The 23,794-nt window shown below is 68.2% G+C and carries 22 protein-coding genes; 12 read left to right on the plus strand and 10 right to left on the minus strand.

Going from position 1 to position 23,794, the window contains the following annotated elements:
• Nucleotides 1-506: 506 nt before the first annotated feature.
• The 5 genes from D7Y11_RS30375 to D7Y11_RS30395 all read left to right on the plus strand — a co-directional run bounded on the left by D7Y11_RS30375 (nucleotide 507) and on the right by D7Y11_RS30395 (nucleotide 2,918).
• Complete coding sequence (locus tag D7Y11_RS30375) at nucleotides 507-794, plus strand: hypothetical protein (RefSeq protein ID WP_121751481.1); 288 nt, start codon at nucleotides 507-509, stop codon at nucleotides 792-794.
• On the plus strand, nucleotides 791-1,030 hold the full coding sequence (locus D7Y11_RS30380; protein WP_120575324.1) for a hypothetical protein: 240 nt from the start codon (nucleotides 791-793) through the stop codon (nucleotides 1,028-1,030). The genes D7Y11_RS30375 and D7Y11_RS30380 overlap by 4 nt, the downstream gene beginning before the upstream one ends.
• 9 nt (nucleotides 1,031-1,039) lie before the next feature.
• On the plus strand, nucleotides 1,040-1,633 hold the full coding sequence (locus D7Y11_RS30385) for an HMA2 domain-containing protein (protein WP_121751482.1): 594 nt from the start codon (nucleotides 1,040-1,042) through the stop codon (nucleotides 1,631-1,633).
• Nucleotides 1,634-1,746: 113 nt separating this feature from the next.
• Entirely contained in the window at nucleotides 1,747-2,583 is an 837-nt protein-coding gene (locus tag D7Y11_RS30390) for a DUF2092 domain-containing protein (RefSeq protein ID WP_158624343.1), read from the plus strand.
• On the plus strand, nucleotides 2,580-2,918 hold the full coding sequence (locus tag D7Y11_RS30395; RefSeq protein ID WP_126935408.1) for a hypothetical protein: 339 nt from the start codon (nucleotides 2,580-2,582) through the stop codon (nucleotides 2,916-2,918). The genes D7Y11_RS30390 and D7Y11_RS30395 overlap by 4 nt, the downstream gene beginning before the upstream one ends.
• Nucleotides 2,919-2,929: 11 nt before the next feature.
• On the opposite strand, the gene rph is transcribed toward D7Y11_RS30395, so the two are convergent.
• Complete coding sequence (gene rph / locus D7Y11_RS30400; RefSeq protein ID WP_126935409.1) at nucleotides 2,930-5,524, minus strand: rifamycin-inactivating phosphotransferase; 2,595 nt, start codon at nucleotides 5,522-5,524, stop codon at nucleotides 2,930-2,932.
• 156 nt (nucleotides 5,525-5,680) lie between these two features.
• On the opposite strand from rph, the gene D7Y11_RS30405 reads away from it, so the two are divergent.
• The 3 genes from D7Y11_RS30405 (at nucleotide 5,681) to D7Y11_RS45385 (ending at nucleotide 8,297) form a co-directional block, all read left to right on the plus strand.
• The gene (locus tag D7Y11_RS30405) at nucleotides 5,681-6,535 is read left to right on the plus strand and encodes a hypothetical protein (RefSeq protein ID WP_126935410.1); all 855 of its coding nucleotides are present in this window, start codon (nucleotides 5,681-5,683) and stop codon (nucleotides 6,533-6,535) included.
• A gap of 149 nt (nucleotides 6,536-6,684) precedes the next feature.
• Nucleotides 6,685-8,073, plus strand: a complete 1,389-nt coding sequence (locus tag D7Y11_RS30410; protein ID WP_126935411.1) for a peptidoglycan-binding protein — start codon at nucleotides 6,685-6,687, stop codon at nucleotides 8,071-8,073.
• Complete coding sequence (locus D7Y11_RS45385; protein WP_158624345.1) at nucleotides 8,058-8,297, plus strand: tyrosine-protein phosphatase; 240 nt, start codon at nucleotides 8,058-8,060, stop codon at nucleotides 8,295-8,297. The genes D7Y11_RS30410 and D7Y11_RS45385 overlap by 16 nt, the downstream gene beginning before the upstream one ends.
• 47 nt (nucleotides 8,298-8,344) lie before the next feature.
• Here D7Y11_RS45385 and D7Y11_RS30420 read toward each other — a convergent pair whose 3' ends face one another.
• The gene (locus D7Y11_RS30420; RefSeq protein WP_233596720.1) at nucleotides 8,345-8,755 is read right to left on the minus strand and encodes a hypothetical protein; all 411 of its coding nucleotides are present in this window, start codon (nucleotides 8,753-8,755) and stop codon (nucleotides 8,345-8,347) included.
• A gap of 322 nt (nucleotides 8,756-9,077) precedes the next feature.
• Nucleotides 9,078-9,665 (minus strand): hypothetical protein, encoded by a 588-nt coding sequence (locus D7Y11_RS30425; protein ID WP_126935412.1) that lies wholly within the window; start codon nucleotides 9,663-9,665, stop codon nucleotides 9,078-9,080.
• Nucleotides 9,666-9,766: 101 nt separating this feature from the next.
• Here D7Y11_RS30425 and D7Y11_RS43490 point away from each other — a divergent pair, with 101 nt between their 5' ends.
• Nucleotides 9,767-9,919: a hypothetical protein gene (locus tag D7Y11_RS43490; RefSeq protein ID WP_158627034.1), complete on the plus strand. Its 153-nt coding sequence runs from the start codon at nucleotides 9,767-9,769 to the stop codon at nucleotides 9,917-9,919.
• Here the strand turns inward: D7Y11_RS43490 and D7Y11_RS30430 are convergent.
• On the minus strand, nucleotides 9,916-12,567 hold the full coding sequence (locus D7Y11_RS30430; RefSeq protein WP_126935413.1) for a pentapeptide repeat-containing protein: 2,652 nt from the start codon (nucleotides 12,565-12,567) through the stop codon (nucleotides 9,916-9,918). The two genes, D7Y11_RS43490 and D7Y11_RS30430, sit on opposite strands and share 4 nt — an antisense overlap.
• 72 nt (nucleotides 12,568-12,639) lie before the next feature.
• The gene (locus D7Y11_RS30435) at nucleotides 12,640-13,575 is read right to left on the minus strand and encodes a DMT family transporter (protein WP_120575334.1); all 936 of its coding nucleotides are present in this window, start codon (nucleotides 13,573-13,575) and stop codon (nucleotides 12,640-12,642) included.
• 70 nt (nucleotides 13,576-13,645) lie between these two features.
• On the opposite strand from D7Y11_RS30435, the gene D7Y11_RS30440 reads away from it, so the two are divergent.
• A complete protein-coding gene (locus D7Y11_RS30440; protein WP_126935414.1) occupies nucleotides 13,646-14,431 on the plus strand; it encodes a helix-turn-helix domain-containing protein in 786 nt (261 codons plus the stop codon).
• Between the two features lie 10 nt (nucleotides 14,432-14,441).
• On the opposite strand, the gene D7Y11_RS30445 is transcribed toward D7Y11_RS30440, so the two are convergent.
• The 4 genes from D7Y11_RS30445 to D7Y11_RS30460 all read right to left on the minus strand — a co-directional run bounded on the left by D7Y11_RS30445 (nucleotide 14,442) and on the right by D7Y11_RS30460 (nucleotide 19,667).
• Nucleotides 14,442-15,383 (minus strand): macrolide 2'-phosphotransferase, encoded by a 942-nt coding sequence (locus D7Y11_RS30445; protein ID WP_126935415.1) that lies wholly within the window; start codon nucleotides 15,381-15,383, stop codon nucleotides 14,442-14,444.
• 34 nt (nucleotides 15,384-15,417) lie between these two features.
• Nucleotides 15,418-17,703, minus strand: coding sequence for a kelch repeat-containing protein (locus D7Y11_RS30450; protein ID WP_126935416.1), 2,286 nt, complete (start codon nucleotides 17,701-17,703; stop codon nucleotides 15,418-15,420).
• Nucleotides 17,704-17,853: 150 nt separating this feature from the next.
• Nucleotides 17,854-18,744 (minus strand): hypothetical protein, encoded by an 891-nt coding sequence (locus tag D7Y11_RS30455; protein ID WP_121751492.1) that lies wholly within the window; start codon nucleotides 18,742-18,744, stop codon nucleotides 17,854-17,856.
• Nucleotides 18,745-18,785: 41 nt separating this feature from the next.
• Complete coding sequence (locus D7Y11_RS30460; RefSeq protein ID WP_126935417.1) at nucleotides 18,786-19,667, minus strand: hypothetical protein; 882 nt, start codon at nucleotides 19,665-19,667, stop codon at nucleotides 18,786-18,788.
• A 135-nt stretch (nucleotides 19,668-19,802) separates the two neighbouring features.
• On the opposite strand from D7Y11_RS30460, the gene D7Y11_RS30465 reads away from it, so the two are divergent.
• A complete protein-coding gene (locus tag D7Y11_RS30465; protein WP_126935418.1) occupies nucleotides 19,803-20,681 on the plus strand; it encodes a hypothetical protein in 879 nt (292 codons plus the stop codon).
• Between the two features lie 10 nt (nucleotides 20,682-20,691).
• Complete coding sequence (locus D7Y11_RS30470) at nucleotides 20,692-20,952, plus strand: hypothetical protein (protein WP_126935419.1); 261 nt, start codon at nucleotides 20,692-20,694, stop codon at nucleotides 20,950-20,952.
• Here D7Y11_RS30470 and D7Y11_RS30475 read toward each other — a convergent pair.
• Nucleotides 20,949-23,663, minus strand: coding sequence for a LuxR C-terminal-related transcriptional regulator (locus tag D7Y11_RS30475; protein ID WP_120575340.1), 2,715 nt, complete (start codon nucleotides 23,661-23,663; stop codon nucleotides 20,949-20,951). The two genes, D7Y11_RS30470 and D7Y11_RS30475, sit on opposite strands and share 4 nt — an antisense overlap.
• Nucleotides 23,664-23,794 lie beyond the last annotated feature (131 nt).

Genomic DNA, 23,794 nt, shown 5'->3' on the forward strand with positions numbered 1-23,794 from the left:
GTCTGCCCGCTGGCCTCGAAGGCTTCCGCGATGCGCGCCCACTCCGGCTTCTCCACCTGCTTCGCCATGCCCGGAAGCGTCCGCCGCGAACCGCTCCCCCGGCAATCCCTCACGGCACATCGTTGGCCGGACGGTTACCGGTGCGAAGCTTCAGCGGCTGCGCATCACCGGGGAGCGACTCCAGCTGCGAATCCGGCTGGAGGAGTCCTGGCTTCCCTTTGTCCCGAAGGACGCGCCGGCTGAAGCAGCCCCTGCCCCGGACGCGTCCCGCGCGGTGACGATGATGCTGCTGAGCCTCTACCAGATGCTCCACTTCGCCCGGACGACGGAGACCCCCAAGGCCGTCAAGCGCCGCCGCTCCTCCGGTTGACCCTGCCCTCAACGCGGGCCACTCCGCCCTGAGGGTGGACCAGGTGTCACCCCCACGGCCTTCGCTGGCCCACCGGGCCGTGTTGTTCCGGAGGGCCGCCATCCCCACGTTCGGAACCCCGGGTGGGGGGTCGCGAATGATGGTGTTCCTCATGGATGGGCAGTGCGCGACCGCGAGGGTGGTGCGCCACTCGACCGCGGCGCGCAGGCTGCGCCTGGAGGTCCCCGACCTGCGGGGCCATCCTCGACCGGCCTCCGGCGCCACCGGGGATGCCGCTGCTCACGAGCAGACGGGCGGTACGGCGGGTGGCGCGGGGCTGTTCCTACAGGCCCTGGTGGGCGCGACGCCCGCGTGGGGCGCTCGGGTGGTGCGACGAGCGCGGCGGGTCACAAACACAACCTCTTCCCTGGAGACACCTTCATGAAGTTCGACCTTCCCTCCTTTCTCATGGGCTACGGCGCGGGCGCGAGCACCGTGCTGATGACCAAGCATCTGCGGCCGCTCCTCGTGGAGGTGGCCACCTCGGCCTACCACTTCGTCGACCTGGTGCTCGCGCGCGTCGCGATGAAGCACGAGGACGTCGAGGACCTGATGGCGGAGGCGAAAGCGAGGGCTCGCGGAGGCGGCCGCACGCGGCCCACGGACGAGGCCAGGGCCTAGGGAGCGCACATGACGAAGAGCATCCACGTCATCCACACGTCACCGGGACGCACCCGCCTGCGGCTGCCGTGGTTGCGGCGCGACGGGAAGGAGGCTGCGTCGCTGGCGGATGACCTGCTGCGGGTGGAGGGCATCAACGAAGTGCAGGTGCGGCCCTTCACCGGCAGCGTGCTGTGCATGCACGACCCCGAGGAAATGGGCGTCGAGCGCCTGATAGAGGAGGTGTGCCGGAGCACCGGAGTGGACACGGTGGTGCGCCCTGGAGAGGAACTGCCCGACGGGGACGCCCTGCTGCGGTCCCTCGAGAAGGGCAGCGGCGTGGCGCGAGCGGCCACCTTGTTCATCAAGGGACTCAACGTGGAGGTGCTACGCGCCACCGAGGGCCACGTGGACCTGGGCGCGCTGGCGGCGCTGGGCTTCGCGGCGGCGGGCGCGGTGAATATCGCCGTCAAAGGAAAGGTCGACTCCCCTCCGTGGTTCAGTCTGGGCTGGTGGGCCTTCCGCACCTTCGCCACCATGGAGGAGTTGGCCATCCGGAACACCTCGGCCCAAGTGCGCCACCACAACGGCGACGCGCCCCCGCCTGGCAAGGTCGCCCACTGATGTCGGTCCGCGGTGGCGGCCTTTTGCAAGGCACCAGACAGCGCGGCGGTTGAACCGGTGAGCCTTTGAGCCCCACGGCCATGTCCCCAACGTCCTGGGGACTGGAGGGGTTCATGACAGACACAGGTAGCAGCGCGAGGTTGAGGAAGAGGTGGTGCGGGCCCCTGCTCGCCCTGCTCCTGGGGACAACACCCCTGCTCGCGGGCGCACAGCAGGAGCAGGCAACCGCCGAGCGCACCGAGTCCGATGCCAGGATCGATCCCCAGGCCCAGCGCATCCTGCGCCAGATGAGCGACTTCCTGGCCGAGCAGCGCGAGTTCTCCGTCCGCACCGAGGGGACGCTCGATGAAGTGCTCGACTCGGGGCAGAAAGTCCAACTGCAGCGCGCGGGCGACGTGCGCCTGCAGCGGCCCAACCGGCTCCGCGTGGACCGCGCTGGAGACCTGGCCAGACTCCACCTCTTCTATGACGGCCAGCGGCTCACGGTTCAAGGCGAGCAGGCCAACGTCTATGCGACGACGCCCGCCCCTTCCACCCTGGATGCCACGTTGGACATGGCTTCGCAGAAGCTCGGGTTGGATGCGCCCGGGGGTGACCTGCTCGTCAGCAATCCCTACACCGCGCTCACCGAGGACGTGCGCTCGGGGAAATACCTCGGCTGCGCCAAGGTGAACGGCGTGCCCGTGCACCACCTGGCGTTCCGCAACCGCGACGGCGTGGACTGGGAACTGTGGGTCGAGGACGGCCCGCGGCCCCTGCCGCTCAAGTACGTCATCACCTCGCGGGACCTGCCGGGAGCACCGCAGTACTCGGTGACCCTGTCCGAGTGGAACCTGTCGCCCAAGCTCACCCCGGACCAGTTCCAGTTCACGCCCCCACGTGATGCCGCGCGCGTGTCGTTCCTCGCACCGGACTCGAAGGGCGGATCGCAGCAAGGAGGTTCGAAATGACGACGCACACGCGCAAGCCCCGCCAGCGGGCGGCGGCGATGTTGCTGGGGCTCTTATTCCTGGGAGAGGTGCTCCCGGAGGTGGCCCTGGCCCAGAACTACGGCACGTCGCGCCGGGTGGCGCGGCGCACCTCGCGACGCACGGCCACCCGGCAGGACGCCTACTCCGGCAACAACACGGCCGTGGTGGCGGCGCCGGTGGGCGCGCAAACCGTCACGTCGCTCCCCGCGGGCTGCGCGGCCTCGACGGTGGGCGGCGTCGCCTACCAGCAGTGCGGCGGCGTCCGCTACCGTCCCTTCTACCAGGGGGACACCCTCGTGTACGTCGCCGAGTAGTCCCTGTCTGGCTATGACAGGAGCTCGACGTAGCCGTCCGTCCCATGCACACGGATCCGCTGCCCGTCCCGGATGAGCCGGGTGGCCTGCTGCACGCCCACGACGGCTGGCAAGCCGTACTCCCGTGCGATCACCGCGCCGTGGGTCATCAGGCCGCCGACCTCCGTCACCAGGCCCTTGATGGACACGAACAAGGGCGTCCAGCTCGGGTCCGTGAAGGAGGTGACCAGGATGTCGCCCGCTTCGAGCCTGGCCTCCGCCATGTCCAGGATGACGCGGGCCCGCCCCTCGATGGTCCCGGCGGAAACCGCAAGGCCAACCAGCGCGCCGGCCGGCAGGTCGTCGCGGCGGTATGCCCCGGCGATGACCTCGCCCTCCGACGTGAGCACCCGGGGCGGTGTGAGTGATTGATACGACCTGAACGCGTCCTTGCGCTGACGGATGAGCAGCTCATCCGCCTGGCTCGTGCGCACGACGTCGTGGAGTTCCTGGAGCGTGAGGTAGAAGATGTCTTCCTTCTCGCGAAGCACCTGGGCCTTCACGAGGCGCTCGGCTTCTTCCAGCAGGGCCTGCTTGTAGACGAGGTATCGGTTGACGATGCCGTACTTCGGATACTCCCGGTACCCCATGAAGGTCCGGACCCGGTCGATCATCCGCTTTGTCTCTTCGGCCTTCCCCTCTCCGTCCGGCAAGGCCCGAAGGCGCTCCAGCACCTCCTGTTCCTTCTTCCAGGCCTGCTGACGTCCCTGCTCGAAGCGCCGCGCGCCGGCCCCCGGCCTGAAGTTCTGGATGTTGCCCAGGAGGATGAGCACGAGCGTGGAGGGCCGTTCGCTCCAGCGCGGCTTCGTGATGTCGATTTCGCCGGCGCAGCGCATGCCGTACTTGTCGAGCCAGGCGCGGATGGCGTCTCGCGCTTCCCGCCCGCCCGCGAGCGTGTCCATCCTGTCCAGGAAGCCCTCGTCCTCGACCTTGCGCAGGAATGCCACCACGTCCGGATACGGGCGGATCACGTCCGCGACTTCCAGGAGCGCCAACCCCATCTCCGACGTAACGTTGTTGGGGACGGACTGAGTGAGCGTGTCGGCGGCGTTCTTCTCGCCCAGCCACGCCTGCAGCTGATCGTTGAGCCACCAGGTGGCCTCCATCCCGGCCATGATGACCTGATGGCTTCGCGGCTCGAACAGGAGCCGCTTCAGCTCCTGGATGTCCGTCAGGATGAAGTCGATCAGCGCCGCCCCGGACTTCGTCTGGATGTCGCGCCTCAAGGCGGCGATGGAGGCCTGATTGCGGCCAATCAGTTCGTCGACGATGGCCGGATCGGTTTCAATCGGGGCGGGTGCGCCGCCAGCAGGAGGCCTGACGGGACTCGCGTCCGGGAGCGGCCGGATGAAGTCGCTGCGTCCGAGGAGGGTCTGCAGCGCATCCCTGATCAGTGGATCGGATTTCCCCAGGCCCTCCACGAGGACCGCGCGGCCCGCTGGCGAGGCCAGGAGCTGGGTGACGTCGACGAACAACCTCCCGCCGGCCTCGAACATCGGCCGCAAGGCCGTCAGCTGGAACAGGGAGAGCCCCAGGGGCTTCATGGCGTCGGTCATCATCTGCTGATGACCGACGGAGACGTAGACGTGGTTCTCCGGGTCGCTGGCCACGGGGATGGGGAACAGCGTGGTGATGGGCCGGCTCTGGACGAAGAAGAACGCGTCATCGACCCGGCACCATTCGATGTCCTGGGGGCGGCCGAAGTGCGCTTCGATCCGCCGGCCCAACTGGGCGAGCCGCACGACCTGCTCATCCGTCAGCGCGGGCTGCTGCTGTCGGTCCGGAGCAATCGCCTGTTCCTGAGTCCCGCCTGCCGGCAATGCGTGGATGGCCAGCTGCTTGGTGGCGACCGTCTTGGCGATGACCTCACCGTCCCGCACCTTGTAGGAGTCCGCGTTCACCAGTCCGGAGACCAGGGCCTCGCCGAGGCCGAAGCTGGCCTCCACCGAGGCGACCTTCCGGTGGGAGGTGATGGGGTCGGCGGTGAACAGGATGCCAGCCGCCTGCGGGAAGACCATCTGTTGCACGACCACCGCCATGCGGACCTTGCGGTGGTCGAAGCCATTCCGCATGCGGTAGATGACAGCCCGCTCGGTGAAGAGCGAGGCCCAGCACCGGCTGACGTGCTGGAGGATCGCCGCCGTCCCCACGATGTTCAGGTACGTGTCCTGCTGGCCCGCGAAGGAAGCCGTGGGCAGGTCCTCCGCCGTCGCGCTCGAACGGACGGCGTAGGCGGCGTGCTCGCCGAGCCGGGCGAGCGCGTGGGTGATCGCCGCCGCCACATCGTCAGGGATGGCGGTCCCTTCGAGGGTCTGGCGGATCTCAGCGCTGAGTGCGCGGATCCGCTCGCGGTCGTCCGGCTTCAGGCGCGACAGCTGCTGGAGCTGCTCGTCGATGGACGGCGCTTCTGCCATGAGGCGCTGGAAGGCGTCCGTCGTCACGCAGAAGCCAGCCGGCACGCGGATGCCGTCGATCCGCGAAAGTTCTCCCAGATGCGCGCCCTTGCCGCCCACGACCGCGACCTGCGTCTGGTCAATCTCCTGGAGACCCAACACGTAGCAGCCCATGCGCTCCCCTCCCTCTCGCGAAAGGGCGGCACTGTACTCCTTGGGTGCCCCCTGGAGGCCCGACCGGCGGCGTGAAACTCTCTGGCGGAGGACACTGAGGTCGCAATCAGGGAGGCAGGAGAGATGGGTTTTGGAAGTCGGTCCGCGCTGGGTTCGGTGTTCATCATGCTCCTGGGCGCGAGCGTTCCGCGGGCGGTCAGCGCCGAGCCCGCGGCACAGGAGCTCAAGCGCTTCAAGGCGAGCGAGACGACCGGGGCGATGTTCGTCCTGCGCGCGACGGGCTGCCACAAGGCGGGCGACACCTGCCAGCTCGAGCTCGAGTTGAGTGACGCGGCTGGCGGGAGGCGAAAGGCGAAGCTGCCCTCCGGCATGGCGTACGGGATTCAAGCCGAGTCCTCCGAGAGCTGGACCTCCGGCGAGGAAGAACAGAACGTCACGACCTCCGTCCAACCGGTACGACTGGAGGCCGGGCAGTGGGGACTCCTCGTCACCCAGCAGGGCGGGTTCGAACACGTCCATCGCCACCACCGTCTCTACGTGGTCAAGGACGGCGGGGTGGCGGAAGCCTGGAACGGGGATGAGAACTTCGCGGGTCCGGAAAGCTCGCACGTCGGCCCGTATCCGCTGACGCCGGGCTCACCGGTCGAGGGCTTCTACAGGGAGTATGCGTTTCTCTCCGCCGAGCCCGACGAGTGGAAGCTCGATGCCTACCGCTGGGATGTCGCTGGCCGCAAAGTGGTGAAGGAGCTCCGGAACCGGCCCGCGCGCTACGCGGCCATCATCGGAAGCTTCAAGACGGTCCAGGAAGCCATCGCATCCCGCGACAGCGCACAGCTGGAGCAAGCCTGCGCGAGCGGCTTCCTGGTCCTCGAAAGCACGCCGCACAAGCGCCTGACGCCGGGGCTGTTCGTCGTGACGAGCATCCACTCGGAGAAGAAAGCAGCTGAAGCCGCGCTGAAAAAGGTCGGAGCCTGCAATCCGAAGGTCTCCGGTTACGTCAAAGCGCTCTGAAAAGACTCATCGGAGGTCCTGCCTCACCCAACGCTCCAGGGCACTGCGCGACAAGACCCAATCCCTCTCCCCGGGTTCTTCGTTCGCATTGATGCGTCTTCATACAGTCCAAGCCCACACGCACCGCGACTTCAGGTCAGGGGTGGGAGATGGGCCAACCCACAGGAAGTTTCGAGGTCTCCGAAGAATTGCTTCGCTTGGGCTCTTCGGGGTCTGCGGTAGCAAACCTCCAGAATCATCTCCGGTTGGCTGGGCTCTATAAAAGGCCCATCGATGGTTGCTTTGGGACAGACACAGCCTATGCCGTCAGACAGTTCCAGTTCGACAGGAAGCTGAGCCCGGACGGGATCGTGGGCCCCTCGACCTGGGCGGCCCTGAGCACCCTCTCCACTCCTGCCTCAACAATTGGCAACGCCAACAGCCCCAAGGGCTTTCCGTTCGAGATGGGTATAGGGGTCTACAGTGTCGGCCTGGTGTCCAACAGCGCTGGCGTGAACCTTCGAGCCCAGCCCGATCCGACCGGCACGTTCAAGAAGAAACTCGCTTTCAACACACGCGTTTTCGTAAGCCGTGAGCTTGCGGGCGACTGGTACTTCGTGACGCTCGCGGATGGAAACTCTGGCTTCGTCTACAAGAAATACATCAGCATCAACCCACCCGACCCCGGCTCCGTCCTTTACAAGATCAAGAAGAACGAAGGCGCGCTGGCAATCGTCAAGCAGCATTACAAGGGGTCCGCCATCCAATGGGGGCAGGACGAGCGCTACTATGCCAATGTCCTTGTCGAGGCGAATCGGGGCCAGGGGCTCCGCGGAATCTACAACCCGACCGAGGACGCGGCCTGGGACAAGACCCAGACGCGTGAAGGCTACCTCATCTGGATTCCGAGCATGGAGTTCGCCAAGAGCCTGCGAGGCAAGGTGGGCTCAGGCTCCATCTCGTATGAACTGTGGCAGGACGTCAAAGCTGTCGCCACGAACGTTGGGAACGCCTACCTGGGGAATCTGGCCTTTTCCGCGGGCCTGATTCACGGCGCGCTCGAATCCGTCTGGGATCTCCTCACAGGGCTCATTGATCTGCTGGAGTTGGTATGGAAGCTCGTCTACCGCTTGCTGAGCGGCGAGGTCCTATCGGACTTGAAGGGCCTGTGGGATCTGGCGGCATCGTTGAACCTGAAGACGCTGACCGAGGCAGGCATCCAGGCTCTCTCCAACCGCTGGAACGATCCAAATCTCCTTCGCCGTGAGCATTTCCGGGGCTGGCTGATCGGGTACGTCATCGTCGAGATCGTGTTGGCGGTTGCTACTGCGGGAGCCGCCATCGTGAAGTGGGCAGGCAAGGCGGGAAAGCTTGGCAAGCTCCTCTCGAAATTCCCCAAGTTCGTGAAGCTCGCGGAGAAGGCGAAAGACCTCACGAAGCCCCTGGTGGCGAGGCCGCGACCCGAGCGGGCCTCGGTTGGATTTGGGTTCCGTTTCACGGCGGAGCGGTCCCGGCCCCCGAGCGGACCCAGGAGCTCAGGCAGGTGTTGCGCCAACTGAGCGCCATCGTCGAGGGTGGCGGCAAGCTGGTCATCCACTGCTCGGCGGGGATTCACCGCACGGGCATGTTCGGCTACGCGCTCTTGCGACAGCTCGGACTGAGCGCCGACGCTGCGCGCGCCAGGCTCGCAGAGTTGCGTCAGGTCACCGCGGAGGGCGTAGGCCCAGACCGCCTGGCCTGGGGGGATGCGATGGTAGAGCCCTGGTCCTGCACTTCTGGGTGAGGCCAGACTCGAGGAGCTGGAGTAGCGCGGAGCCGGCCACATCAGGCTCACAGATGGGGGAAGGCAGCGACGCTGGTGCCGCCCAACAGCACGGGAAGCTTCAGGCTCAGGACGACGGCCCCTTCGAAGCCATACCGGGGCCGTTGGTCCTCCGTGGCGAAAAGCGGGATGCCCAGGCGCAGGCCCAACGAGCCGTAGATGAAGGAGAAGTAGGGCGCGATCTGGAGCCCCGTGGTGGCCACGTGCGTCCGGGACTCCGTTTCGTGCATCACGCCCAGCTCCAGCCCCAGCAACATGAAGTTGCCCTGGATGCCCGCGCTCAGCCGGGTATGTGAATCCTCGATCCGCTGCGCCTGACCGAACACGCCCAGGGCATGGATGTCGTCCGCGATGTTGAGGGACGCCTCCAGCCCCAGCCCCGACCCCCGCGCAGAGCTGCTGAACAGGGGGCCGATCATGAGCCACGTCTCGCCTTTGGGGAACGAGGGATCCGCCCGGGCCACGGACGCGGTGAGGACGCAGAGAAGAATGAGGAGGTGTTTGGACATACGGCACACGGTAGCAACCGCCATGCCCGAGGCCGCGTCCTCCGGGAACCATGCCGTTCCGTGTGCAGCGAGCTGCACGGTGTGCACCGCGATGCCGAGCCGTCAGCCACGCTTCGGTGTGTACCGCCGCGCGGCCTCGTCCTCGGTCCGTCGTATGGACGCAGGTAGGAAGCGGCTTCGTCCGGTGGCAACCAACGTTGCATGGGGAGCATCTGACCGGCCCCCTGCCCCTTCAGCCACGCAATGGCAACCCGGCGGAGACCGTCTCCAATCGCAAGCGCCCTTCCCGGAACTCCGCCACTGCGTGGCCATCCGGTGCATCCGGAAGGTTGACGTGGAAGGTGCCCCGGTACCAACGCGCCCTCCCCTCGCCCACCGCTGGAGCCGGAAGCCGCTGCCTCAGCTCCTCCGGAAACGCGGACGCGGCGGCGGCGAGGCGGGCCTCCGCTTCGGCGGGCTCGCGTATCGCGAAGTCATCCCATACACAGCCATAGGGCGACCCCATATGGCCTGACACGGTGAGGTCCACATCCAGGGCCTCCGCGAGCAATGACACCAGCGGCGCCTTTCCTGGGCTCACGTGCGTCACGAGCACCCGGACCTCTCCAGGCACCCTCGGCCGCGCCGAGTCCAGCAGCGCAGAGAGGTCGCGAGCCGTCGCGTGAATCTTCCCGCGGCCTCCGTCGATGGGCGCGTCATCTCCCAGCAGATTGGGAAGCAGGTTCCCCCCGAGCCCGAAGAAGCGGAACGGTCCATGCGTCGCTGTTCCCAGCAGCGTCAGGTTGGGGACGTGCTCGCGCCCCGCCAGGAGCGAGGCCACGAATCTGCTGACGCGGCTCGATTCGGACGTGAAGCGCGGAGCGTGAGGATGCCATCCAGCTCGCGCAACGCGCCTGTGAGCACGCAGGAGATGGCGGCTATGTGCGTCTGCGGGTGATGGGCCTGCGGATGGTCGCTCGCATCCAGGGCGCTCCGGACCAGGAGCGCACGCTGGCCCGGGCCGCCGCCATCGCGAATCGGCTGGAGGACCCCGAGCTGCGCATCCGCATCGACCGCGCGCGGGAGCGGGGCTAGGGCTTGTAACCCTTGGGCCAGCGGGTCTTCTCGTCGTACTTCGACTCTTTCGCGTTGCCAGGCATCTTCGCGCCGGTCAGGTCCGCGCCCCGGAAGTCCACGAAGTTCATCTTGGCGCCCGAGAAGTCCACGTCTCGCAGGTCCGCGCCGTCGAAGCGGTTCCACGTCACATCCGCGCCGTCGAAGCGGGCTCCACGGAGCTTCGCCCCGGAGAAGACAGCCCGGTAGCAGGAGGCCCGGGTGAAGTTCGCTTCGCGCAGGTCCGCGCCCCGGAAGACGGTGTCGGTGAGGTCCGCCTTCGTGAAGTCCACCCCCTGGAGGCGAGCCTCGGTGAAGTCCAACACCTGGAGCCGGTACGCGCCCAGCTTGAGCCCCGCCAGGTCCACGCCCTGCAACGGAACCGGGAACCGCTCCCCCTGGGCGTCCATGTAACGCTTGCGCCACGCATTCCAGCGCGCCTGACCGTCCTTCACCTCGTTCCGCAGCATCGCCAGTGCCTCTGCCGTGGTCGGCAGCAGCAGCTCCATGAAGTGTCTCTCGGAGAGCTCCGCGAACGTCGCGCCTTTGGCCTTCAGCCCCGAGGCGACGCTGGCGGCGGCACCGTTTCCCAGCACCAGGTGGGTGACTTGCGCATCGGGCCTGGCCGCGACCGAGGCGCCCAGTTCCTTCAGCAGACCTTCACGGAACGCGGGCGTCGCCTCCTTGAAGCGGCCCCCGAAGAGGAACCGGGCCCCTTCCAGGCGCTTCTCGAACAGGCCTTCGGGCTTCTGGGCCAGGGCGTTCCTGCCGCTCCTGGGCTTTGGCGCAGCATCCAGGAGGAACGGGGCCCCCTTGTCGCGCGGCCCGTCCTTCAGCGTCTCCACCACCACGCTGCCGTCCGGCCCCACATGGGCCACCGTGTCGCCGAGACGCGCGATGGGCCTCGCCTTCTTCACCAGCGAGGTGGCGCTGGCGTCCTCCGGGACGGGCTCCAGCCAGCGCGCGTTCGCCGGGTCCGTTGCGTCCACGTGGAGCAGCCGCCCCAGTGAATCCGCCACCACGACGCGCGTGTCGCCCGCGAAGAACACCTGCCCCAGGACCGCGTCGGGCCGTTCGAGCTTGCACAGCGTCTCGCCGCTTCGCGGATCCACGAGCAGCAACCAGCTGTCCGCGTCATCGCGGTCGATTTCGATCATGCTCACCGCGATCCATCCGCGGGGGGAGACCGCCAGCCCCTCGACCTGTCCGCCGCCATCCAGCGCGATGTCCCGGATGAGCTCCGGCTTCTTTCCCAGCCGCCACAGGTGCAGGGCGTCGTCCGCGGTGGCCAGCCACGCATCCTCGGGCCCGAAGGCGCAGGCCTGGACCCGTTCCTTGTGCACCAGGTCTGCCTGGAGCAGGGCCCGCTTCAGCACCCAGACCTGGGCACGCTCCTGCGCGGGCGCGGCGATCCGCGTCTCATCCCGGGAGAGCGCGAACGGCCCCGAGGCGTAGCTGACCAGCTCGAAGGCCTCGGGGGAGCTCTCGCTGAGCGACTTCTCGACGTAGATGGACGAATGGTCGAGCCGCACCAGCGTCCCGGACGACAGGGCCTTCACGTCCGTGGGAGGGAAGTTGGCTTCAACCTCCTTGCGCGCGCCAGAGCCCAGTTCCCACGAGACAAAGGCTTTGTTCGACGCGGCGACGACGGTGTCTGGCGTCAGCGCCAGCCCCAGGATGGGCGACGGCGCGGCCGCACCGGCGATGGGCGCAAGGTCCTCCATGGACCACACGCTGAGGGCGCCCTGGGTGGAGCCGCTGGCGAGCCACCGCCCATCCGGAGACAGGACCGTCACCGGGCCCTGCATGTGACGAGAGGGCACCTTGAGGGTCGGCCCATCGTCGCCGTCCGGCACGCTCCAGGTCCGCACCTGGCCCTCGTTGCCCAGCGAGTATGCGCGCGTGCCGTCGGCGGAGAAGCCCACCCACCGGCAGCCCGCGGGTCCGCGTCCCTTGCCGAACTCGTGCCGTCCCACGAAGTGCTTCACCGGCTTCAGCGTCGGCAGGTCCCAGAGCTCCACCTTGCCGTTGCCGTGGCCCACGAGCAGGTGCTCACCCGAGGGCGAGAAGGCCAGGGCCAGGACCCTGGTGCTCTTGCGCTTCGCCTGCGCCTTGCCGGTCCGCGCGTCGAACAAGCGGACCACGCCTTTCGACGACCCGGTCGCGAACCACGCGCCGTCCGCGCTGAAGGCGACGGCATACAGGTCTCCCTCCATCTCCTTGAGCTTATGGATGGCGGCGTGGCCCTCCACGTCACGGACGTGGGCCACGTTGTCTTCAATGGTGACGAACCGGGACCGGTCCGCGCTCATGCCGGCCAGGCGGAGGTGCTGCCCGTCCTCCAACGTCCAGACCACCGAGCCCTTCGCGGAGAGGCGGTGGATGATCCCCCACCCTCCCACGAGGACCTCTTTCCCTGGCAGCGCGTGCACCACCTGAAGGTGACCGTCTGCCTTGTGCTGTTTGACCGCGTTCCCGCTCGCCACGTCGAAAGACACCACGTGAGAGTGACCGTCATCCCCCGTGGAGAGGGCGGCCCACAGGTGCTTCGAGTCCGGCGAGAAGTCGATGCCGATGAACTCGCCGGGGACGTTGAAGGGGGCAGCGCCGTAAACGCGTCGAGCGGTCATGAGACAACTGCATACACAACAGGGACCCTCGCGGAAAGTGAACCCATGCTCACACCCGCGGCGTCCCTCGTCTCAGGTCGCGCCCGGCTTCCACGCGGACGCGGAGCGCAGCAGGCCCGCACCGCTCACGATGAGGATTCCGGTGAGGACCAGCACCGCGCCCACCGCGAAGGAGATGTCCGCCTGTTCTTTCAGCACGAGGATGCCCGCGCTGATGCCGAACAGGGGCGTCATGAATGAGAACACCGACAGGTTGGAGGCGAGGTAGTGGCGCAGGAGCCAGAACCACACGAGGTAGGTGGCGAAGCAGACGATGACGCACTGGAAGAACAGGCTCGCCCAGGCCACGGGGACCATGGTGATCGGGCCGGCCTGGCCCGTGAGAAAGGCCACGGGCAGCAGCAGCGCGGCGCCGCCCACCAGCTGATACAGCAGGGTCTGCGTGGGCGGTGCGTCGGACAGCGACGAGACGCGAATCACCACCGTGGTGGCGCCCCAGGACAGGCCCGCGAGCAGTCCCATCGCATCTCCGCGGAGCACGCCCGGGCTGAGTCCGCCTCGCAGCCAGCCGCCGCCAAAGGCCAGCGCGATGCCCGCGAAGGCCACGCCAATTCCCAGCCACTGCGTCCGCTTCAGCCGCTCGGAGGGCACGAACCAGTGCAGGCCCAGCGCGGAGAAGACGGGCGCGGTGTAGAGGAAGACGCCCATGTGCGAGGCGTTCGTGTGTCGCAGCCCCTCCGCCACGAAGAGGAACTCCAGGGAGAAGAGCACGCCCACGAGCATGCCGGCGCGCCACGGCCCGCGGCGCAGCAGCCCCCGCTCGCCCCGCACCCAGCACAGCAGCGCCACGAGCAGCGCGGCCACGCCCGAGCGCAGCGCCATCTGCATGAGGTTGGGGACGTAGGGAGCGGCCATCTTGACGGCCACCTGCTGGAAGCCCCAGATGGCGCACAGCACGACCATGGTCGCGAGCGCGAAGCCATCCGCGGGTTTTCGTTGGGAGCTCATGACTTCATCCTGCGGCTGACGGGGCGGATGGATATAGCGAGATTCCGACAACCCATCCCGAGAAGCCGCCATGGCGAAGCAGCTGCAGGTTCCCTTCACCTCAAAGCTTCCACACCCCGTGTATTTCCGGGCGGCGATCCTGCCCGCGGAGGCGGCCTATCCGCGACACCGCCATCCCTGGGGTGAGTTCGTCTACGCGTACAGCGGGGTGATGGAGCTCAAGCTGGCGGGCAGCCACTACCTCGCGCCCCCGCAGTACGGCATCTGGCTGCCGCCCGACCTGGAGCACCGGGGCATGAACCGCTTCGAGGCGAGCCACTGTTCGCTCTACCTCGACCCCGCGTGGTGCCGGGGGTTGCCCAGGACAGCATGCGCGATGGCGGTCAGCCCGCTGATGAAGTCCCTGATGGAACACCTGCGCACCCATGAGCTGGCGCAGCCACGCACCAGCGCCGAGCGCAGGTTGTTCCGGGTGCTCATCGACCAGTTGGCGCTGGCCCCCGCCCATGGCAGCTACCTGCCCATGTCCGATGATCCGCTCCTGCGTCCGGTCCTCACGGCGCTGGAGCAACACCCGGAGGATGAGCGCTCCCTGGCGGAATGGGCCAAGGAACTGCACACCACCGAGCGCACGCTGGAGCGTCGCTGCCAGCAGCGCCTGGGGTTGTCGTTCAGTGAATGGCGCCAGCGGCTGCGCGTGGTGAAGGCGCTCGCGATGCTGGAGCAGGGACACGCGGTGGAGGCCATCGCGCTGGACCTGGGCTACAGCAGCGCCTCCGCCTTCATCGCGATGTTCCGGCGGATGACGGGCACCACGCCGGACAAGGTCCGCGGCCACGGCTTCGTGGCGTCGTGAGGAGAGACGGTCAATCCGCCAGCAGCTGTTCCTTCGCGGCGGTCAGCCAGTCCTCGTTGCCGGTATCGAGCGCGAACAGGGCCAGCACCACCGGCGCCGTGGACAGCCGCTCCGCGACGTGCCGGACGATTCCAGGCCAGACCCGGCCCCCCGCCGCCGCGTAGTCCCGGAGGAGCCGCTCCAGGCCGGGCTCACCGAAGAGCTGGAGGTGCGCGCTCATGTCGATGGCCGGATCGTCCACACGCGCCTCGGTCCAGTCGATCATCCCCGACACCTGTCCCGAGCCATCCACCAGGACGTGGCCGGGATACAGGTCGCCATGGGTGGGCACGCAGAAGTCCGGCCAGCACGCGTCGTCGTCCAGCCAGGTCCGCCAGCGCCGCAGCCGCGCCGGGTTCACGTCGAGCTCCCGCGAGACTCGCGCCACGTCGTCGGCGACGGCCTGACGGGCCTGCTGGGGCGTCCGTGTCCGCATCCCCGCCTGGGCCGCTGCTTCCCCTGACAGCGCGTGCAGCGCGGCCAGGGCCCGGGCGAAGCTGCCGGTGAAGGCGTCCGAGCCCGGGTCGATCCTCCACTCCGGAGTGGCCGAGCCCTCCGGGACCACCAGGGCGGGGGAATCCACCAGCAGCGGGTAGGCGATGAGGTCCGTCGCCACCACTCGCCAGTCCGGCACCGCGAACGGCAGTCGGGATGCCCTGAGGAACGCGAGCGTGCGCACCTCCACCTGGACCTTGCGTGTCGCGTGCTCATGCCGGGGAATGCGCAGGACCCAGCGGGTGCCATCGCCCGCGCTGGCGATGGCAACCCGGAAGTCCAATCCCAGTTCATTGAACGCGATGGGGCCGGACAGTGACAGCCCATGCCGGGCCGCGAGCTCACGCACCCGGAGGTCGTCTGCGTCGGAGAGGGAGGAACTGCTCGGTTCGGACGGCGGGCTTTGGGGCTTCGACATGGCGTGACCTCGCACCCGGCCGCCTGCTCCGGGCTTAGGGTGTGTATAGCTCCGCCGTTGACAGATACCCGAGGGAGCCCCCCCATCCTCCCGCGATGAGGACCTGCCCGTCGGGCAGCAGCGTCGCGGACTGGTCCGAGCGCGGTACGACCATGGTTCCGGCAGGGATCCAGGTGCTCGTGGCCGGGTCGTACAATTGCGGAAACCGGCCCCCGACGACGAGCACCCTGCCACCGGGCATCAGCGTCGCGGTGTGGAGGGCGCGACGTTCGAGCATGGGGGCAATGGGGCTCCAGGTGCCCGTGGCCGGGTCGTACAGCTCCGCCGTCGCGAGACTGGAATCAAACTCGTCCACGCCTCCCGTGACGAGCACCCTGCCATCGGGCAGCAACGTCGCCGTTTGGAGGGCGCGTGCTTCAGTCATGGAGCCGGTGTTGCTCCAGGTGCCCGTGGCCGGGTCATACAGCTCCGCCGTCCTGGTGCTGCCAATTGAAGTAGTGAATCCCCCAGCGACGAGCACCCTGCCATCAGGGAGCAGCGTCGCCGTGTGGTTCCGACGCCACTCCGCCATGGAGCCGGTGTAGCTCCACGTGCCCGTGGCCGGGTCGTACAGCTCCGCCGTCGGGGGCGCGCCGGGAACGTCACTGCCTCCAGCGACGAGCACCCTGCCATCAGGGAGCAGCGTCGCCGTCTGGCTGGAGCGAGGTTCGGCCATGGTGCCGGTGGGGCTCCAGGTGCCCGTGGCCGGGTCGTACAGCTCCGCCGTCGCGAGGAAGCCGCTGGAGTTGAGTCCCCCGACGGCGAGCACCCTGCCATCGGGCAGCAATGTCGCCGTGAACTGCCAACGCCCTTCCGCCATGGAGCCTGTGTTGCTCCAGGTCCCCAGGGCCGGGTCGTACAGCTCCGCCGTCGCGAGGTAGTCGACATCCGAGGCGAGCCCTCCCACGACGAGCACCTTGCCGTTGGGCAGCAGCGCTGCCCTTTGGTCGGCGCGAGGCCCCGCCAGGGAGTCCGTCAGGGCCCAACTCCCCGAACAGGCCGGCAGCCCCGTCGCGGTGAAGGTTTGGGTGTCGGTCAGGTTGAACGCATTGGTGACAGTCACGGTGATGGAAGGAGGAGCGCTGGCACAGGAAGGAGCCGTCCAGGTGACGCGGCTGCGGAAGGGGTCACTGAGCGGCAGTTCCAGCCAGCCGGCGGTGGCCTCCCAGGAGAAGGTGAGCGCGGAACCCTCCGGATCGATGGCATTCACCTCGTAGGCGAACTCCTGGCCCGAGGTGGCCGTGTCCGCGGAGCGGTAGGAGCGGATGATGACGGGGGGAAAGTGATTGGCCGGAGGCGTGTCGCGGACGCACAGCGCGACGGTGCCGGTGTTCTGTCCGCCGCGCCCATCCGTGACGGCGACGGTCAGACTGCAGTTGTTACAGGTCCCCCCGGGCAGGGCCGAAGGCGTGAATTGAGCAGAACTGGAGGAGGCCTGGGCCCAGGTCCCGGCACAGGATGCGCTCCAGGCGTAGGAGAGGCTGTCACCGTCCGGGTCGGAAGCCGAGGCGGAGACAGACGTCGTCTCCCCGACGGCCAGGGACGTGGGGCTGGCACTGAGAGCGGTCACCCCGGGCGAACTGTTGAAGGAGAGGGACAGCTCCGCCTCCCCCTCCCCGTCCGCGGTGACGTTGACCGCCAGCGTGACGCTGGAAGCCAGGCCGCGCGAGTCCGTCACGGTCAGGATCAGGGTTGCAATGCCCGTAAAGCCAGGCGCGGTCCACGAAGTGGCGGCAGCCGAGGTATCGGAGAAAGAACCCGCGGTCGCATTCCAGGCGTAGGAGAGCGTATCTCCCGGATTGGGATCATGCGCGGTAGCGGTCAGAGCGATGGTGCCGCCCACCGCCACGGAGGTGGAGGAAGCCACCAGGGAGTCAATGACGGGCGCCTCATTGTCGAAGGGAGGCGGAGGGTTGAGCTGCTGAAGGGTGATGGCGACCAGGGTGCTCTGGTTCGCGTTGATGGTGACTCCCGTAACGACCCCTTCGAAGCTCAGGTCGCCGGAGAAGTTGAAGGCCTGGGCCACGAAGGTGCGATCAGCGCCTGCGGGGATGTTGCCAATGATTCCTCCCCACACGCCGTGGGTCGCAATCAGCTCCACGGTCACCGGCGGGATGTCCGGGCCGCTCGAGGTGACCAGGACGTAAAGGATGTCTGGGGCGAGCGCCTGGTTTGCAGAGACAGCGAAGCGGACCGAGCCGGTGTCCTTCGAGGAATCCGAGCAGCCCGCCAACAACGACACTGCGAGCGCGAGCACCAACGGAGTGAATGCCTTCTTCATGCGGCCGCCTCCCATTTTCCAATTCCTTGCAGTCAGCTGACTGGCTGACGTGGCGCGGAGTATTGGCAATGGGAGGCGGCGCTGGACATCACCCCGGTAGAGCACGCGCCATCGTTTGCCAGACGAATGCGGACGCTTGCTTGGGTGGCATCAGGGGACGGCGCTCACGTCCACGTCGACGACGCGGGGCTCCTCGGTGCTCGTCGTGCTGGTAACCGAGGGCATCTTGGCGGCCACCTTGAGCGTCAGCGCCCATCCGCCCGTGGCGAGCTGGGTGGGCACGTACTTCCAGGAGAGGTGCACGGGCCCCGTGGTCTCGCCCTCGGCCTGAAGCGCCGTGCGCGCCCGCTCCTCGATCTGCGCCGTCGTCAGCCGCGTCCGGAGCAGGTGGCCCGAGCGACCCAGGGCCGGCCAGGCGATGAGCGCGCGCTGGAAGCTGCCGTCTGGCCCGTGGGAGACCACCGCGCGGTGGCCCTCCACGCGAATGCCATTGATGGCGCGCATCACGAACGTCTTGTGGCGGTGGAGCGCGGGCACTTCGAGGCCCGCGGGGTCCTCGCTCTGGGTGAACGACTTCACCTGCCGCACCGCCCCAATCTCAGACGTGGGGATGCCCCAGCGCTGCAGGCGGGCCAGGGCGGTGCGCTGCAGGATCGCGGGCTCCTGCGGTGTCTCCGGGCCACTGGCGACCTTGTTCAGCACCAGCACCTGGCCTTCGGACGGGTCGCGCTCCAGCTTCCAGGACTGGGACTCCAGGTCCGCGCGGGAGCCCAGCGTGTCCGTCTGGGTGAAGGGCTCGGTCGTCCCCACCAGGGAACCCTGCAACGCGGCGTCACCAAACGCGGTGCTGGGAAGCAGCGCGGTGGGAATTCCTCCGGTGGGCGGCGTGGCGATCGCCGTGGAGTCGAAAATGAAGCCCACGGTCGCACGAGCGGACTGGGTGGTGACGGCGGCGGGATCCATGAAGGCACCGTCGTCGCAGCCAGACACGGCGGCGAGCGGCAGGACGGTCAGGAATCGGATGAGGAGATGGCTTTTCATGGCGGTTCGTTCTTTCTGTTCGAAGTCGAGGGGGGCGGTGATCACTCGGGCAGAATCTGCCCGCCGGAGGGGTCGCAGCCCCCCACGTAGAAGATGGTGGAGGCGACCTTGCGCCCGGTGGGCTTGCGGTCCCGCCAGCCGCCGGCCTCGAACATCGCCACGCGCTGCGCCTTGGTTTCACCGAAGACGATGGACACCGGGCAGTCGTCGTTGTCCACGACGTTGTCCGAGCCGTCGTCCCAGTCGTAGGCCTCGTCGATCCAGTTCTCGCCCGCGCCGTCGCCGCGCGAGTTCGCCACGTAGCGCTTCACGTAGTCCGTCACGAAGTTGCCGCACGACGAGTCGCCGTGGAAGGCATTCCACATGCTGAAGCCGCTGGTGGGCGTCACGAGCGACGTCCGGTACCCACCCTGCTTCCAGACCTGGTAGTCGCCAGACTGGCAGGCCTTCACGACGGCGATGTTCAGCTTGCCGTTGCCCAGGCTCATGTGGGTGTCCGTGACGGCGGAGCACGCATCCACGTTGGTCCCCATCACAAGCCAGCTGCGAAGGTTCGCCTCGCTGTGGCCACCGTGGGTGTGCACGAAGAGGACGTCCGCGTCGTCCACGCCGGCATTGAGCTGGGTGTCCTTCGCGTCGGCCGCGGCCCCCTTCGAGGCATCGGTCCAGAAATCCGTGCGCGCCACCGAGTTGTTGAGGGTGCGGACGTCCGTCCAGAGTCCGGAGCTCATGAGGGAGTTGAAGTAGTTGGCGAACGCCGCCGCCGTCTTCGTATGCACGGAGTGCGATTCGGCATTGCACTGCCCCGGGCCTCCGAAGTTGGCGATGCCGTAGACATGGGTTTCGTTCGCCAGGGCCGCCGCGGGCAGGAGCAGCGCGAGCGCCGCGCCCGTCCACTGGTGGGTCTGCTTCCGGAGTCTCATGGTCCGTCTTTCTCCCCGTCTGGGGTGTCGGTGATGGACCCTCAACGAAATCCGGGCGGAATTTCCCTCACCCCCCTTCGCGAGAAAGCCGGGTGACTGAACGGAGGACCAGGGGGTGTTAGGGTGGAAGGTCCCGTGAACGAACTGCCCCTGCCCAAAGAGTCCCACCTCAAACCCTTTCCACTCGTCGCGCCGCACCGGGTCGTCGCATGGCTCGTCTGGGTCGGCATCTTCCTCGTCGCCTACAACTATTTCAGCCGCAGCGGTGATGCGGCTCGGCAGGCCTTGAGGGAGCCACGTTTCTTCATCCCGTTCATCGTCACGGTCTTCCTGACGCTGTTCGCCTTCTTCTACTGGCGGATCCGTCGCTGGTTGACGACCTACAATCAGGCAATCGCCTTCCACAGCGCGGGGGACGAGAAGGAAGCCTCCCGCAGGTTCGAGGAGGCTGCCCGCCGCGCCACCCAGGGGGCACAGCGGGCGCTGTCGGTCGCCATGGTGGGTCAGTGCCAGTTGGCGCTGGGGGACACCGGGCGCGCACTGGAGCTCTTCGGCTCGGCGGAGCGCTCCGGAAAGCTCCGGAGCTCCATCCCGGCGATGTACCGGTGGATTCCCAACCTGATCGCCACCGTGCGCTTCGCCCAGGGGGACCTGGCCTCCGCGCGCGCCTGGGTGGAGGAGGGACGCAAGCGCAACGGCGACCTGCCACCCATCTACGCGCTGCTGCCGGAGGTCGCGCTCCTCTGCCGCGATGGCAACCCGGCCGCCGCCGTGTCCACGCTGGATGCACGGGCGGGCGAGGCGGATTCACTGGTGGGGCGGGACGCACGCCGGCTCAAGCTCCTCCGGGCCTTCGCCCTGGACGCTCTGGACCCGGTGAGCCACGCAACGGCCATCGACGCGAGCCTCGCGTCCATGCAGCCCGTGCGCCCCGGCGACTTCGAGCTCCTCTCCGCCCGGTGGCCCGAACTGCAAGCCTTCATCGAGCGGCGGGGACTCTCCCGCGCGGCGTAAGGAGGGAAGGATGCCACGCAACCAGCAGGAATACGGACTCAGTCACGCGGACCGCGTCGCTGAGATTGAGCTTAAGTTCGGACGCGACCAGGTGGAGCCCGTGCTCGCGCAGTTGAGCCGGGTCTCGAATCCCACCGACCGATTGCTGGGCGCCATTGTCGTCTGCGCCAGGGAGGGACATGTCGAGGAGATTGCCGGCCTGGTGTCGCTCGCCAACACGGATGCCACCAGGCTCATGAACGCCGCGACGGTCAAGGATGAGCGCGGTTAGAGGTTCCGCGCCAGCCGCTCCCGCGCCTTCACGATGGCCGCGGTGCGCGTCGTCACCTCCAGCTTCGAGAACACGTTGCGCAGGTGCCACTTCGTCGTGGAGAGCGCCACGTTGGAGCGCTCGCTGATCTCCTGGTTGCTCAGCCCCTGGGCCAGGAGCTTGAGCATCTGGAGTTCCCGCTCGGTCAGCGGCTCCAGAGGCGCGCTCGGCAGGGGCGCGATTCCGGCCGGCCCGCTGGGGCCCAGGGACAACAGGTCCTGGTACCGCTCGGCGTAACGGGCCGGAAGCACGTGGCTCAGCTTCCGCTGCGTGGCCGCCGCGACGATGACCTCCTGCAACCCCGGCGTCTCGTCGAACACGCCCCGGCTGAAGCCGAACCGGGGCACCAGCGCGAACCCCCGGTTCACCGCGGCGAACGCCGCCGCAGGGTCCCCCGCTCGCCAGTGACACACCGCCAGCGCGGCCAGCAGCGCCGTCTCCCGAGCCACGCAGCCCGCGTCATGCGCGCTGGCCCGCAGCGTCTCCAACAGCCCGTGCGCCCGGTCATGCCGCCCTCGCGCCATCAACACCCACGCCTGCGCCACTCCCAGCTGCTCCCAGGTCTCGTCGTAGAAGCGCCGCTCGCTCCATTCGCCCCGGCGCATGCGCTCGCCCAGGTCGAACTCCCGCGCCACCGCCTTCATCCTCGCGGGGGATTGCTCCACCAGCGACAGGCGGATCTTCTCGCCGCAGACGTGGGCCAGGAAGCGCGTCTGGTGCCCGCATTCGAGCACACTGTGCAGGTAGTCCAGGAGCTGCCAGGCCTCCGCGTACTTGCCTCGAATCGCCTTGATGCGGGCCAGCACCAGGTAGGCCACCGCGAAGGTCTCGAACACCGCGGCCTGTGACATGAGTGGGAGGACTTCGATGCAGAGCGCCTCGGCCTCGTCCAACCGGTTCTGGTCGTAGCGGGTGTTGGCCAGTGCCGTCGCCGCGTTCACCCACACCGGGTTGCGCCGTCCCCTGCTCGCGCGCTCGAACGCCGCCTCGCACCGGTCCGACGCGTCCTTCATGTGCCCCTGCGCCCGGTCCGCCAGCACGATGAGGACGTCCGTGTAGCCCACCATGTAGGGGTTGTTCAGCCCCTGCAGCGTCTCGCGCGCGACCGACGCGAGCCTGCGCATCGCATCGAACCGGTTCTGCCGGAGCGCCTGGTAGGCCTTCGCCGCGAGCACCGCGCCCGCCATGAAGACGTCCGGGTCCTCGTCCCCCGGTGTTGCCTCCAGCTCGATGCCAGACGCCGGGGCCGAGTCCGACAGGACGGCGTGCAGCAGCGCGAGCCTGGAGAGTTGTCGCGACAGCCGCTCGCGCTCCGGGTCCGCCGCGGCCGTCTGGAGCCGGCGCTGCGCGTCCTGCAGGGCCAGGGAGGCGGGCGCGAAGCCTCGGGACAGGATGAGGCACGCGATGCGCGCCACGCAGATGGCCGGCGCGTGGAAGGTCTCCTCCGCCGTCAGCTTCGCCGTCCAATGGAGCACGGAGGCAATCTCTCCCTCGCGCATCCACTCCTCCGCGCACCGGGCCGTGAGCTCCAGGCACCAGCCCCGGTCCCCCGAGGCGAACGCGTGCGTCAGCGCTTCGTCCGGCAGCGCATGCTCAGCGAACCACGCGCTCGCCTCGCGGTGCAGCCGGGGGATGCGGTCGCCATACGTGCACGCGAGCTGCGTGCGCAGGAAGTCGAGGAACAGGGGGTGGTACCGGTACCACTGCTGCTGCGTGTCGAGCGACTGGATGAACAGCTGCGCCCGCTCCAGTTCCGCCAGCAGCGCCGGCCCCTGGGTGATGCCCAGGAGCGCGTTGCACAGCTCCCCGTTGAGCCGGTCCACCACCGAGCTCAACACCAGGAACGCGTGCACCTCCTCCGTCTGCTCCCGCAGCACCACGTCCGCCAGGTACCTCGCCACGTCGTGATTGGAGCCGACGGCCTTGCGGAGCGCATCGCTCACGCTGGCGTGCTCGCCCGCCGTCAGAAGTGCCAGCTTCACGCCGGCCACCCAGCCCTCGGTGCGCGCGCGCAGGTACTCCACGTCCTCCGGATTGAGCGCGGCGCCGCACAGGCGCTGACCCAGCTCGTGGATGGCCTCCCCGTCCAGGCCCAGGTCGCGGCCGTCGAGCGTCACCAGCTGCTCGGTGAGCTTCAGCTTCGCCAGGTCCAGCTCCGGCGGGCTGCGCGACGAGACGATCCAGTGGACGTGCGGCGGAGCGTGGTCCAGCAGGTACGAGAAGGCCCGCACCAGCGAGCGCTCCCGCAGCACGTGGAAGTCGTCAATCACCACGACGAGCTCGCGCCCCAGGTTCCACAGGCTCCGCAGCACCACCGTCGTCGCATGGTCGAGCGGGGGCGCCACCTGCGCGTCCAGCTGGCTCGCGATGTACGCGTCGAACTCCGGGGCCGCGCGGCGGATGGCGCCGACGAGATAGGAGAAGAAACGCTCGGGCGCGTTGTCCCGCTCGTCGAGCGACAGCCACGCGAGCAACCGCGATCCGCCCACCTCGCGGTACCACTGCGTCAGCAACGTCGTCTTGCCCGAGCCCAGCGGCGCGGTCACCAGCACGAGCGTGCCGCCAACACCCCGTTCAATCTTCCGGAGCGCCGCGCTCCGCGACACGAGCACCGACGCCGTCCGCGGCGGCGTGAGCTTCGTCGGCAGCAGGTGCGAGAGCGGATCGCCCATGGGCACGTTCCCCCTGTGACCGATTGATTGCCCAAGTAGACCACGCGCCACTCGGGCGGGGACCGGGGCCGGGACGCCTCCAACGTCAACCAGCGAACACCGAAGTGCGTCTCATCCCCACACTCCCCATG

Source organism: Corallococcus sp. AB018 (genome assembly GCF_003986945.1).
GTDB lineage: Bacteria > Myxococcota > Myxococcia > Myxococcales > Myxococcaceae > Corallococcus > Corallococcus exiguus.

Excerpts from the sequence above, each read along its gene's own strand:
- D7Y11_RS30375 (WP_121751481.1), top strand. The coding sequence starts at position 507 with ATGATGGTGTTCCTCATGGATGGGCAGTGCGCGACCGCGAGGGTGGTG.
- D7Y11_RS30380 (WP_120575324.1), top strand. The coding sequence starts at position 791 with ATGAAGTTCGACCTTCCCTCCTTTCTCATGGGCTACGGCGCGGGCGCG.
- D7Y11_RS30385 (WP_121751482.1), top strand. The coding sequence starts at position 1,040 with ATGACGAAGAGCATCCACGTCATCCACACGTCACCGGGACGCACCCGC.
- D7Y11_RS30390 (WP_158624343.1), top strand. The coding sequence starts at position 1,747 with ATGACAGACACAGGTAGCAGCGCGAGGTTGAGGAAGAGGTGGTGCGGG.
- D7Y11_RS30395 (WP_126935408.1), top strand. The coding sequence starts at position 2,580 with ATGACGACGCACACGCGCAAGCCCCGCCAGCGGGCGGCGGCGATGTTG.
- rph (WP_126935409.1), bottom strand. The coding sequence starts at position 5,524 with ATGGGCTGCTACGTGTTGGGTCTCCAGGAGATTGACCAGACGCAGGTC.
- D7Y11_RS30410 (WP_126935411.1), top strand. The coding sequence starts at position 6,685 with ATGGGCCAACCCACAGGAAGTTTCGAGGTCTCCGAAGAATTGCTTCGC.
- D7Y11_RS30420 (WP_233596720.1), bottom strand. The coding sequence starts at position 8,755 with ATGATCGGCCCCCTGTTCAGCAGCTCTGCGCGGGGGTCGGGGCTGGGG.
- D7Y11_RS30430 (WP_126935413.1), bottom strand. The coding sequence starts at position 12,567 with ATGACCGCTCGACGCGTTTACGGCGCTGCCCCCTTCAACGTCCCCGGC.
- D7Y11_RS30435 (WP_120575334.1), bottom strand. The coding sequence starts at position 13,575 with ATGAGCTCCCAACGAAAACCCGCGGATGGCTTCGCGCTCGCGACCATG.
- D7Y11_RS30440 (WP_126935414.1), top strand. The coding sequence starts at position 13,646 with ATGGCGAAGCAGCTGCAGGTTCCCTTCACCTCAAAGCTTCCACACCCC.
- D7Y11_RS30445 (WP_126935415.1), bottom strand. The coding sequence starts at position 15,383 with ATGTCGAAGCCCCAAAGCCCGCCGTCCGAACCGAGCAGTTCCTCCCTC.
- D7Y11_RS30450 (WP_126935416.1), bottom strand. The coding sequence starts at position 17,703 with ATGAAGAAGGCATTCACTCCGTTGGTGCTCGCGCTCGCAGTGTCGTTG.
- D7Y11_RS30455 (WP_121751492.1), bottom strand. The coding sequence starts at position 18,744 with ATGAAAAGCCATCTCCTCATCCGATTCCTGACCGTCCTGCCGCTCGCC.
- D7Y11_RS30460 (WP_126935417.1), bottom strand. The coding sequence starts at position 19,667 with ATGAGACTCCGGAAGCAGACCCACCAGTGGACGGGCGCGGCGCTCGCG.
- D7Y11_RS30470 (WP_126935419.1), top strand. The coding sequence starts at position 20,692 with ATGCCACGCAACCAGCAGGAATACGGACTCAGTCACGCGGACCGCGTC.
- D7Y11_RS30475 (WP_120575340.1), bottom strand. The coding sequence starts at position 23,663 with ATGGGCGATCCGCTCTCGCACCTGCTGCCGACGAAGCTCACGCCGCCG.